Origin of the sequence: Amycolatopsis sp. NPDC023774, from assembly GCF_040639695.1 — a bacterium.
GTDB lineage: Bacteria > Actinomycetota > Actinomycetes > Mycobacteriales > Pseudonocardiaceae > Amycolatopsis.
This window is the reverse complement of record NZ_JBFAAJ010000068.1, coordinates 1-11,787: the sequence shown is the minus strand read 5'-3', so window position 1 is coordinate 11,787 and position 11,787 is coordinate 1. Positions and strand designations below refer to the sequence as shown.

The 11,787-nt window shown below is 65.3% G+C and carries 6 protein-coding genes and 3 pseudogenes; 5 read left to right on the top strand and 4 right to left on the bottom strand.

The annotated features are described in order from the left end of the window. Positions 1-191: 191 nt before the first annotated feature. A pseudogene (locus tag AB0F91_RS46070) lies at positions 192-347 on the top strand (IS5/IS1182 family transposase); the annotation flags it as partial. 209 nt (positions 348-556) lie between these two features. On the opposite strand, the gene AB0F91_RS46065 reads toward AB0F91_RS46070, so the two are convergent. The 3 genes from AB0F91_RS46065 to AB0F91_RS46055 all read right to left on the bottom strand — a co-directional run bounded on the left by AB0F91_RS46065 (position 557) and on the right by AB0F91_RS46055 (position 4,145). Continuing rightward, positions 557-1,204 carry a sigma-70 family RNA polymerase sigma factor gene (locus tag AB0F91_RS46065; RefSeq protein ID WP_360608677.1) on the bottom strand — a complete coding sequence of 216 codons (648 nt, stop codon included), beginning with the start codon at positions 1,202-1,204 and terminating at the stop codon, positions 557-559. Positions 1,205-1,623: 419 nt separating this feature from the next. Beyond that, a complete protein-coding gene (locus AB0F91_RS46060; RefSeq protein ID WP_360608675.1) occupies positions 1,624-2,199 on the bottom strand; it encodes a hypothetical protein in 576 nt (191 codons plus the stop codon). Between the two features lie 1,523 nt (positions 2,200-3,722). Then, positions 3,723-4,145 carry a hypothetical protein gene (locus AB0F91_RS46055; RefSeq protein ID WP_360608673.1) on the bottom strand — a complete coding sequence of 141 codons (423 nt, stop codon included), beginning with the start codon at positions 4,143-4,145 and terminating at the stop codon, positions 3,723-3,725. A gap of 644 nt (positions 4,146-4,789) precedes the next feature. Here AB0F91_RS46055 and AB0F91_RS46050 point away from each other — a divergent pair. The 3 genes from AB0F91_RS46050 to AB0F91_RS46040 all read left to right on the top strand — a co-directional run bounded on the left by AB0F91_RS46050 (position 4,790) and on the right by AB0F91_RS46040 (position 10,632). Then, positions 4,790-4,966: a hypothetical protein gene (locus tag AB0F91_RS46050; RefSeq protein ID WP_360608671.1), complete on the top strand. Its 177-nt coding sequence runs from the start codon at positions 4,790-4,792 to the stop codon at positions 4,964-4,966. Between the two features lie 11 nt (positions 4,967-4,977). Then, a complete protein-coding gene (locus AB0F91_RS46045; RefSeq protein WP_360608669.1) occupies positions 4,978-5,178 on the top strand; it encodes a transposase in 201 nt (66 codons plus the stop codon). A 669-nt stretch (positions 5,179-5,847) separates the two neighbouring features. Further along, positions 5,848-10,632 carry an RHS repeat-associated core domain-containing protein gene (locus AB0F91_RS46040; RefSeq protein WP_360608667.1) on the top strand — a complete coding sequence of 1,595 codons (4,785 nt, stop codon included), beginning with the start codon at positions 5,848-5,850 and terminating at the stop codon, positions 10,630-10,632. A gap of 26 nt (positions 10,633-10,658) precedes the next feature. Here the strand turns inward: AB0F91_RS46040 and AB0F91_RS46035 are convergent. After that, positions 10,659-11,133: pseudogene (locus AB0F91_RS46035) on the bottom strand (transposase); the annotation flags it as partial. 92 nt (positions 11,134-11,225) lie between these two features. On the opposite strand from AB0F91_RS46035, the pseudogene AB0F91_RS46030 reads away from it, so the two are divergent. Then, positions 11,226-11,395, top strand: a pseudogene (locus tag AB0F91_RS46030) (transposase); the annotation flags it as partial. Positions 11,396-11,787 lie beyond the last annotated feature (392 nt).

The window sequence follows — 11,787 nt, the reverse complement described above, 5'->3', positions numbered from 1 at the left end:
CGGTCTCATCGAACTCGACCGACTCCACGACCGCCGGGTTCACACCCAGCAGCCGACCCCATACCCTGGTTGAGGGCACGTCGTTCTCCGTCTATTTAGTTTCTGTTCCTTGACAGCTCAGAAACCTAGACCCAGCAACGACGTGCCCTCCTACTACCTGGGCAAACCCACCCACACATCACTACGAAGAGCCCGAAAAAGGGGGATCCATGACCGGTCGCAGCCCTGTAGACCGCGGCAAACCCGGCTCGAAGATCCCGCTGGTGATGGCGATCCCGGCAATCACGTCCCGTCGCGGTCCTCAGCGCCGCAAGCCGGCCAAGCTGCACGCCGACAAGGCCTACGACCAGCCGACCTGCGGCGCCGGGTCCGCGATCGCGGACCCAGGTCCGCATCGCCCGCGAAGGCAACCAGACCGGACGGAGCACGTTCGCCGCGTGCTGAACGGCCCAGATCGTCAGCGCGCGAACCGCCTCGGCAACGACCGTACGGTGGCTTGCCTTTCCTTCGGGAAACACTTGTTCGTTCGGATGAGCCGTTCGGTGCGTTCTGCTGGTCAGGTGATGAAGTCGTTTGCCTCTAGGTAGATGCGGATGTTGCGGCGGGCGTCGAACATGGTTTTGTAGATGGCGTTTCGGTTGGTGCCCATTCGGGCCGCGAGGGCGTCCATGGGAATGTGGTCGATCGCGACGGCGGCGAAGATGCGTCGTTGGTGTTCGGTCAATGCGTTCTCGATGGCGTGGGCGAGGGCGGCTTGGAGCTCGAGGGCCTGTACCTGGTCGGGTGGTTCGTCGCCGACGGCGGCGCGTGCGCGATTCTCGTCGTCCTTGTCGAGGGACACGCAGGGGTCCCGCCAGAAGTGCCGGCCGACTTTCGTCGAGACCTCGAGGATGACGAATTTGAAGGCCCAGGTCTTGAATTGCGCGTCACCGCGGAACTCCCCGATCTTGCGGGTGATCCGGATGAGGGCGTCGGCTGCGGCCTGGTGGGCCAGGTCTTCGAGTTCGGGGCCGCTGATCCGCGAGGCCGGAGACCTGCGCGCGGTCTCCCTCCTGGCCATCCTGATGAGCATCGTGTACAGCCTGCGGCAGGCATTCTCGAAGTTCGTGCTGCCAGGGCTCAATTCTTGGACCCAGGCGGCGGACTCGGGGTCAAATCTCCGTCCACCGACCAGGAATCGTTCACTGATCTTCGACGTGGTCATGTGGGCCGGGGTTTCCGTCCAGTGTCAGCGGTGTATGCCGTCTGGACGCGGGACGCGCCTGGTGTCATGTGGCTTCACCTTCTCTCCGGTGACCGTCTTCTTCTGCATTTGCAATCTCCCTGTTGAGCTTTCACTCGTCCCTACGACGGCACCTAAACGGACTTGTCCACCACCGCGTCGATGGCCATCGACGATGAGTGGGCCCGGGCGGAAGCCGGAGGAGAGCTGCGCGGCCCGAAAGGCGTCGGAGCCCCACCCGATGGTGCGCGTCAGTTCGCGCTGCGACACGTCGCCCGGTTGCGCGCCTCGTGGCGCAGCGCCTCGGCGAGAGCGACGCGGATGTGCTTGCGGGTGGTGGGCCGCAGGCAACGCTCGCTGATTGCCGCCATCAGCTGCTCCTTCCAGTTCGACCTGCGATGTCATGTCCCGGGACAGTGCCCACAGAAGGGCCGGCCCCGTATGTGCGGAACGGCGCCCAGCGCCGGACGAATACGTCGTCGGCGCCGCCGAGAGCCCAGATCCGCCGAACAACGCGGGCGAGCGCCCGGGTCCTCGGCTTGCAGCACGTCCGGCTGATGCAGACGGCGGATAAGGAACCGGTCCGTCACGCCTCGGGAGATCCGATAGCACCCGAGAATCTCGCGGATCTGCCGGTCGTTACGCCCGACGAGCATGTCCAGATTGACGTCACCGACCAGCTGGGCTCGTGCAAGCCGTGCGAGTCGATCGGCGTCCGCGGCGGGCACGCCTAGCGCGGCCAGCCGCTCGGTACCAGGGTCGGCGACGTTGACGGCGGAGGGGTCGCCGCGGGTCGCGTCGCGAATCCGCACGTGTACGGCGGAAGTCGACGGCGCGTGGAACGGCCAGAGGACCGAGTAGCGAACCAACGCCGAGAAGCTACCGTCAAGCCCGGCTTCCTCACGGCGCCCGAACGGCTCCGACTTCGTGACAGCGGCACCGACCAGGACGGGAATGTCCCGGGCGTACCAAGCCACCGCATCCGCGCTCGTCGGACACCTCCTGCTCATGCGTTCGCGGGCGCCCGAGGGACACGACCCTGCCCCATTGCCTCGGTACGCCGGGTTCCATGTTCCAGTGACTCCCACAAGGCCCCCTGGATCGGACCCGTAGCATTTCCCGGTCGCCGAGACCCGTGGCTGGCGCAATGCCTTGCAAACGGACCAGGACCACAACAGATGCCCGCATGCGCAGCGTCATGGCCGGCCCCGATCACCGCCGCCACACCGAACAGCCCGGCCCCGCCCGGAACAGGAAGCATCCATCACGGCCACACGAACACATGTCCACTCCGAGCCAGGAATCCCCTAGGAGCCGAAGGTCCAGGAGCAAACACGCCTCGACAACCTGGACGATGCGGCGGTGGGGGGCGGCCGCACACGGAGCACGCCGAACCCATCAGGGGCAGACACCAGCGGGCGAAGGGACGCTGTTCGAGGTCCACGGAATCCACCCGCGTTCGACACGGAGCCGGCGCGGGAACAGGCGTTCGACGTGAACGCGGCAGCTGCCGGCGAGACGGGCGGGACGAGAGCGGCTTCGCGGTCGCGCACCGGGAAAATGCCGGGCGTCCGGCACGGCGCGGGCCGAAGTTCCGCATCAGACTCCACCTTCCGGTCCGGAGCTGGTTGGCGGCGGACACCCGGCGACGTGGCCGGGAGCCGGGTGCCCGCGGTTGGCGGGCCCGTCCAGCATCGCGGTGGGGGGCTCACCTCGCATTCCTGCCACCTGGAGTTCGCACCCCCTGTTACCGGCATGGGGACGGCCCCCGGACACGTTGTCTGAGGAACGCCTCCGCGTGCTGAACTACCGGGTCTTCCTATGGCCCAGCCGTCATCGGATGGATCGGCTGGCCCGCACGTAGCTGAGCCGTCCCCGGACAGACATTGTGTACCAGGCGTGCACAGCTGAGCTGGTGTCCCCGGTAGGACGAGCAGGTCCAGTTGGCCCCTCACAACACAGGAAGTTCTACAGCCCCACCTCGCCGCCCCGCGGGACCGAGGTCTTCGTGGACGTGGCCAAGCACCCCCAGGGCAGCTCGCCGGTCAGGCGGGGCCGACGCGGTGGTCGAGCAGCTGATTGTGCCGTGCCACGTTCCCAACATCGCCGACGCGACGGTTCGGGCCGAGCAGCGGCACAATGGAGAGCCTGTGGAGACGGAGTACGAACGGCAGCGCTCGTGGACTGCGGCGGTGTGGGGCTGCCCGGGCCCCGTACAGCCGCAGGGACTCATCCGGCGGTGGCGAGGCTCGCCGCCGGGAAGTCGATGGCCGTCCGGACAGCATCGTTCACGAAGTTGGTCAGCAGGAACTGCACCGACAGGCTGACGGTTCTCTACGGTCTTCGCATGCGCGGAAGGGCGCGTGGTCGCAATCGTTCACAGTGGAGGCCGCCAGGGCTCCTGGGACTCGAAGCCGGATCAGGGCGGAAGACGGCGACGACACGGCTTCGAGTGTTTGCTCCGCTCGGTCCGACGGGGCATCGAAATGAGACTCCGACATCATCCTCGGCCTACCCCAGGTATTCGGCCGATCGACAAGATCGAAGTCCGGCGGCGAAACGCGAGTGCGGCCAGCAACAGTGCCGCCGCCGCGGCGGCTACGTGGAGCGTCACGGAGACTTCGAAGACCCTCGCCACGACGGGCACACCCGAACGGACGGCGACACGAAGACTGGTGGGCCCGCCGAGCACGAAATGCCACAGAACACTCAGGGCCAGGGACGCGGCGACCGAGACGAAGACGAGACCTACGCCGCCCCGTGCCGCGTCCCGGAAATGGCGCGTAACACCGATCGCCGGCCCGATGATGCCGAACACGACGAGCAACGACTCCTCCAGGCCAGGCACACCTCCGGCGAGCAACCCCAGCAACAGGAAGTCACCCAGCACGAGCGCCGCTTGCACAGCGGCTGCGACAGCCATGGCCCGATCGACCCTCGCAACCAGCCGCGGCAGGCGAAGCACCACCTTGCCGTTTATTGCGTCTCTCAAGGACTCCTCCTTCTCTCGAGCGGAAAGGGATGGGAGGGAGACCCTTGCGCGTGGGGGAGCGACCGGCCACGCACCCCCGCACCGCCGACCCCAAGCGGAAAGGGACTGGGGGCACGCCACCACCACCCCGCGCAAGTGAAAGCCTGCGCCACGAGGCCTGCCATCCCCGCAACAGCACAACCCTCCAGTTACCGGTCGCGCCAGTGCGGGTAGACGTCACGACGATTTTCGGATTCCCAAGACGTCATTACCTCACCACCGTGTGCTTGGCGCCACGCCCGCCGGATGTCTTACCCCCGGTTTGCGCGATTTCGTCGCCAAGATCGAGAGCCAGCGTTAAGACATCCGCTGTCACGTGACGCCGCTCAGCCGCGTCGTGTTGAGGTGTCATCAGCTTCCGCTCGGCCGACAATCACCTGACGGTATCCCGGCCGCTGGTACGCCACCCGCAACACGCCTGACGGCGCTGTGCGGGGCTCAGGGTCGTCGACGACGCCACGGTGTACAAACGCTGCTCGTCGCGTCAGTCCAGCCTCATCCGTCAAGCCGTAAAACGTTCGGTGTAACTCCCGATCATGGAAGTGCACCAGATGACCGACATGATGTCCGGCGTGGCGAACGCCGAGGACCCGACGGCCGAGACCGGTCTGGACGGCCCGGACGGCCTGGCCGAGCAGCTCGTGGCGCAGTTGCTGAGCCGTGCGAAGTCTGGCGGGCTGAAGCTGACTGGTGAGGGTGGCTGCTGCAGCTGACCAAGCGGCTGGTGGAGTCGGCGCTGGAGGGCGAGATCACCGATCACCTCGGCTATGACAAGCATGACCCGGCTGCTCGCGGGACCAATAACTCGCGCAACGGCGCCTGCGCCAAGACTGTGTTCACCGACGTGGGCTCAGGCCAGAACGACGTGCCGCGCGACCGTAACCTGTCTCAGAAACGATCGTTTCTGAGACCCCGTAGAGGATGAGGCGCGGATGACGAGCGAGGATTGGGGTGCGTCGTTTCTGAGTTCCGTTGCGGCTTCCCGCAGGTACGTCTCGAGCTGTCTGATCGGCGCGGTCACGGCTCTGGTGTCGAGCCGGCACGATGGCGTCGGCGGAGGCGATGAGGTTGTTCATCAGGTCGGTGATGAATGCGCGGTTGGTGCCGGGGTGGCGGCGTCGGCACCGCACGACGCCGCACCCTCCCCGTCGCCCTCGACGTCCGCACCGAAGCACCCGACGACGGCCGCTGAAGGCTCACCTCACCGGACCTTTTAGTCCCTAGAACGTCACTTGCTCCAACCGTCGGCGTCGACCCAGGACGAATGGCAGACCAGGTGCGTGGGGGGCCGCACATGCATGTAGGGGTGTGCGTCGGACGGCCACGTTCGCCGGTGAGAATGCGGGCTCGGACCGACCAAAATCTCTGATATTGCAAAGCTTCAAGCTCGCCGACGCTCACTCCCGACGTCAACGCGACCAGTCGAGTGGCTGTGGTACAGCACTCAATCTGCTTCTGCTCTCGACAGAGCACGACGGCCGTACCTGGGCACGTGGACGAACGTGCCAATACACTACCCTAGGACTATATGGTCCAGTTAACTTGATAGGTTCGATCCCAGTTGCTTCATGGACGGACTGAGGATGGCATCGCAGTGACGAACCCGTTGATCGCACCGACGCAGGACTCGACGAAGGCGTACTCGGGCATTTCGCTGCTCGAGACGGCGAACGACCTGTCCACCGCCATCGAGACCGGCGACTGGGCCTCGGCGGCGATGGGTGCGGTGGGGACGGGTCTCGATGCGTTGTCGATGGCAATGGACCCGTTCGGGGCGATCTTGGCGGCGGGTGTGTCGTGGCTGATGGAGCACGTCGGTCCGCTGAAGGAAGCACTCAACGGCCTCACCGGCAACGCGGACCAGATCAAGGCGCAGTCGGAGACGTGGGCGAACGTCGCACAAGAACTGGGCACCGTCGCGTCGGACCTGAACGACGCAGTCTCGGCGGACCTGCAGTCGTGGAGCGGGCCGGGCGCTGACGCGTACCGGCGGCGGGCGCAGGACTTGAGCACGTCACTGCTGGCGGCCAGGAAGGGCTGCGAGGGGGCTTCGAGCGGGGTGAAGACGGCCGGCGAGGTCGTCGCGGCGGTTCGGACGCTGGTCCGGGACATCATCTCCGAGCTGGTCGGGCACTTGGTCAGCTGGGCGTTGCAGGTGGTGTTCACGGTCGGCATCGGGATGGGCTGGGTGGTGCCACAGGTGGTCAACGCCGTGGCGAAGACGGCGGCACAGATCGCTCAGCTCACTACGAAGCTCATCAAAGCGCTCAAGACGCTGGTTCCGTTGCTGAAGCAGTCAGGAACTCTGTTCGAGGACGTGGGGACGGCGTTCAAAGGCCTCAACCGCGGCAAGGTCGCCGCGCCGTCGAAGGCAGGTAATGTGGGCAGCATGCCGAAGGCGCTGCCGAAGGCGCTGCCGAAGTTGCCCGGCGATGAAGGTGGCGGCACTTCGAAGGGCGGATTTGCGCCCCCGCCTGCGTCGAAGGCCGAGAGCGCCGACACGACACACACCTCCAGCGCCGACAGCGGCAGTGCCGACACCACGCACGCGTCTGGCGCCGGCCGTGGCTCCGACGGTGGTGACACACCGCCACCGCCCAAGGTAAATCCGACACCCGCGAAGTCCCTCACGGACCCGGAAACAGCCGCTGCGGACAGTTCGCCCAGCTCCGGTGGTGGATTGCCCGAGGTCACACCGAGGTCCGTCTCGCCGCGCTCGGATGAACCGGCCCCACCGCGAGACTCTGCCGTCCCGGCTGATGGGCGTGTCTGCAAATCAGACCCGGTCGACATCGCCACCGGCGACGTGGTGATGACGCAGACCGACATAAGGGCGCCCGGCGATGGCGCCGAGCTCGTGCTGTCCCGCACTCATGTCTCGTCATATCGGGCCGGTCACTGGTTCGGACGCTCCTGGGCGTCGACTTTGGACCAGCGAGTCGAAGTCGATTCCGAGAATATCCGCTTCTTCTCCGAAGACGGCATGATCCTGGTGTACCCACAGCCTGTGGGCGACGTACCGGTGTTGCCGGTAGAAGGACCGCGGTATGCGTTGCAGCGTGTACCGGGCGGCTACCTGCTGGCCGGAGGTTCACGCCGGCTTCACTTCGGCCCCGTACCCGGCTCCGCGACGAACATATTCCCCTTGACCGCTATCGAGCAGGCCGGGACTCACACCACAATCGAATACACGCCCGGTGGTGCTCCGAGTTTGCTACGCCGGGACGACGGCTGCGAAATCCGTGTCACCGCTGACACCGAACGGGTACTGAGTCTGGCTGCCGTTGAGGGCGCCAGCGGTCATACGGTTGTAGCCGTTCGTTTCGGCTACAACCGGCTCGGCCAGCTCACTCACGTCGTCGACTCCGCGGGGCGGCCGATGACGCTCGACTACGACTTCGGCCACCGGCTCGTCGGCTGGCAGGACCGGAACGGGACATGGTTCCGCTACGTCTACGACAACGCCGGTCGATGCATCCGTTCCGTCGGCATGGAAGGCTATTACAACGCCCACTTCGCCTATGACACGGCGGCTCGGGTCACCCGGCACACGGATGCGCTGGGCCACACCTGGACTTACCGGATGAACGCTGCAGGCCAGCTCGTCGAAGAGATCGACCCGCTCGGAAGCTCGCGTCAGTATGCCTGGAGCCGTTACGACCAGCTGCGCTATCAGGTCGATGAACTGGGACGCGTGACCTTCTACCGCTACGACGACACCGACGAGCTGACTGCCGTGACCAGGCCCGACGGTTCCGTGGTGCGAATCTCGACCGGCGTGGCAGGCGGGGTGGTCCTGGAGACCGGCGAGGACAAGTCGGTGGCACGCTCGGCGATCGAGCCCGGCTTGACGCCGAGTCGTTTCGCTGCTTTGCCGGGCGTTTCAGCCCCATTCGACACGGGCAGCAGAGGAGACGCACTCAACGACGATCCGGTAACCACAACCGCCGCTCGGCCTGAAGACCGCGACCTGTTCGGCCGGCCCAAAACCGTGCACACTTCGTCAGGCGGGAGGGTTCGACTGGGATGGACGCCAGAGGGCAACCGAGCCTGGCGCATCGGGCCCCACGGTGGCCGTGACGACTCGCGATTCGACGCCGAGGGACAGGTCATCGAGCACCGAGACCCGGCGGGTGGGGTGACGCGGCGAACTTATGGCCCCTTCGGGTTGCCGACGGCGGACATCGACACCGCTGGGGCGCGAACGACTTACAGCTACGACAAGGAGCTCCGGCTGGTCGCAGTGACCAACCCGCAAGGGCTGGTGTGGCGCTACACCTACGATCCGGTCGGCCGGCTGATCGAAGAGACCGATTTCGACGGTCGGACGCTGACGTATACGTACGACCGTGCCGGGCAGCTGTTGCAGATGGCCAATGGGCGTGGGGATATCACCGAGTTTGCCTACGACCTGCTCGGCAACGTAGTAGAACGGCGCACACCCACCGGGGCCACCCGGTACGAATACGACACGTTGGGACGGCTGACCCTGGCCGCCAACGCCGACTCGACCCTCCGCATCGTCCATGACGAGCAAGGACACGTGCTCGAGGAAAGCGTCAACGGAGCCGGCGTGCGCTGGACCTACGACGAGACCGGAGTCCGGCGGCGCACCCCCTCGGGCATCACCAGCGAATGGCGTTACGCCGACACGGGTGTGCCAGTGTCGTTGCACATCGCGGCCCACGAGTTGTGTTTCGAACACGACGAGGCCGGGCGCGAAGTCAGCCGGAGCCTTGACGGCGAGGTACTTCTGCGGCAACGATTCGGTGCTGAAGATCAGCTTGAAGAGCAGGTGATCACCGGGCTGGGCCGGCGCGGCTACGCGTACCGGCCGGATGGTCGATTGGCGGCTGTCGATGACGAGGTGACCGGACTGCTGCGGTTCGGCTTCGACGCGGCCGGTCGCGTCAGCGAGGTGCACGGACGCGGCGGTGGCGAACGCTTCACCTACGACTTGGCCGGCAACATCGTGTCGGCGGCGACGGCGTCGGCGGCGGGTCCGCGCACCTACCAGGGCAACACTTTGCGGGCAGCGGGCGCGACTCGCTACAGCCACGACGCGCAAGGCCGGGTCATGGGGCGGCTGCAGACCGGGATCGCGGGCGCCCAGGAGTGGCGTTATGCCTGGGACGCGCTGGACCGCATGACCGGACTGAACGCGCCTGACGGGACCCGGTGGTCCTACTTCTACGACGCGCTCGGCAGGCGGTTCCTCAAGCAACGCTGGGAGGTCGGCCAGGGCGGCCAGTACACCAAGACCGCCGAGATCTGGTTCATTTGGAGCGGCGCTGACCTCGTGGAGCAAGTCGAGCTGCACGACGACGGGTTTTGCCGGGTACTCACGTGGGAACGGCATCCGGCAGACGGCCGACCGGTGGTCCAAATCGAGCAGAGCGACTCGCATCGCATGCGATTCCACACCATCGTCACGTCGCCGGCAGGGACGCCGACAGAGCTACTCGACGAAAACAACGTTCTCGCCTGGCAGTCGCGCACGAGTTTCTGGGGCGAGAGGTCGCCATCCGTGATCGCATCTGTGCCGATGCCCTTGGCCTTCCCCGGGCAGTACCACGACGACGAGAGTGGGCTGCATTACAACATGTATCGCTATTATGACCCGCAGACCGCGCGATACCTCAGCCAGGACCCGCTCGGATTGCGACCCGCATCGAACCCGGTTGCCTATGTGGCGGAGCCGCTCATCGCGGCCGACCCACTGGGGCTGCAAGGTACCTGCGGTGGAGGAGGCGCATCCACAACGCCGAACCGCCCCCTCGGCGGCGACGACGCAGCCAAGCTCGAACCATCGGCGAAATTCCCAGACGGGATACGCAGTGTCAAGAATTCTGGTGACTTCACAGATTTTAGCTACACGGATTTCAGCAACTATGCAAAAAACTCGCACAAGCTGAATGAACTGGGAGCGGGGTCGAATCAATCCTGGTTTTGGTCCGGCGGCTTCTTCAAAGAAGATGGGTCTTATTCTCACTCAGTGATGGACCAAGCCGGTGATATGTCTAGAAAGCACGGAGGGACCACGTTGGAGGCACTCACCGAAAATCATCCAAATATCGGCATGCCGGTCGGCCGCAACAACTTCGACCCTAAGGCGACAGACGCGGAAATCGAAAAAAACGATCCCATGCGCGGGACCATCTGGAGGGATGCGTCCGAAGCATTCACCCGCAACTCCGAGGGTGATGTACATGTTGTTTTCGGTCCTTCCCGTCGCCAAAAAAACGTGTTCGACATGTCAGAGTTTCCCGCGCTACGCCACAATCCGAACGTCGACCGCATATGGGCACACGATGCCCGGTCCGGGGCCGTTGACCTGCTATGGGATCGCAAGACCGACAGGCCGGGCCCAGGTGACTAATCAGTTGACTGCGGCGCTGGGGCTCTTGCCCGCCGGCAATGGTCCCGGTCGGCGATCCACGGCTCACGCGGGTACAACTCCCGGTCGATCTACGCCTACGCCCACCACCGGAGGCATCGGCAAGAAGCATGCCGATCTGGTATTTCTCGATTCGCCCTGCGGTTCCGGAGTACCGCCATTGCATCCCGGCCGAGCGGGTGCCTTTCTTGAGTAACTCGGTGTCATCGACGATCAGCGCCCCGCTGGGCTCGTCGAGATGCTCGAGGACGTAGTCACGGACGCCGTCGATATCCCAGTCCGCCCAGTGCGGCAGCCGCCGCATTCCGTCCGGCGAAACTGCGCCAGCCTGTTCGGCCAGCGTCCAGCCGTTCTTCGATCCAGCCCCGCAACCAGTCCGGCCACATACCCCCGCGCACGACTGCGCGGTTCCGACCACGTGAACCGAACAGCAATCCGCTCATTGACACGGTTGAGCCGATCCATCACCACGTCGACCACCACCAGGATGATCTCCCACAACGCCACTAATTGCCGTTGCGGTACTAAGAGCGTGTCTCACTTGGATCTTGGTTGACCTCCGGGCAGGATCGTGAATTGTTGTGGACGAGTTGTGGGCGCTGGTCGAACCGCTGATCCCGGCGGGAAAGACGCGCCCACAGGGAGGTGGAATGTCGCGTGTGGACGACCGGGCAGTGTTCACGCGATCGTGTTCGTGCTGACCAGCGGGTGCGCACGGCGACACCTGCCGACCAGCTTCGGGGTCAACGCACCCCTGCACCCGGCACGCGATGCGCACTGGTGGATCCGCTTCGCCAGCCCCGAGTGTGACGACCAGATCGCCCGCTGTGCCGCGAACGGCTCCTGCGGCGGCCGACCACCCGCCTTCGACGCCGAGACATACAAACGGAGCAACGTGGTCGAACGCTGCTTCAACAAGCCCAATCAGTTCCGAAACCTGGCCACCCGAACGCCAACCGCGTCGCCTACTACCAGGCCGAACTCACGATCGCCGCCATCATCTTCTGGCTCCGATGACTTACAGGACAGGGCCTAGCTTGAGTTTAACGAATGAGTGGTCGGCGGAGACCCCTGTCGATCATGAGTGAAGCCCTTGGTCGATCATTCCTCCTGCGACAGAGAGAAGATCGGACCAAG

Coding starts and splice junctions, on each gene's coding strand:
- AB0F91_RS46065 (WP_360608677.1), bottom strand. CDS start 1,204: ATGACCACGTCGAAGATCAGTGAACGATTCCTGGTCGGTGGACGGAGA.
- AB0F91_RS46055 (WP_360608673.1), bottom strand. CDS start 4,145: ATGGCTGTCGCAGCCGCTGTGCAAGCGGCGCTCGTGCTGGGTGACTTC.
- AB0F91_RS46050 (WP_360608671.1), top strand. CDS start 4,790: ATGGAAGTGCACCAGATGACCGACATGATGTCCGGCGTGGCGAACGCC.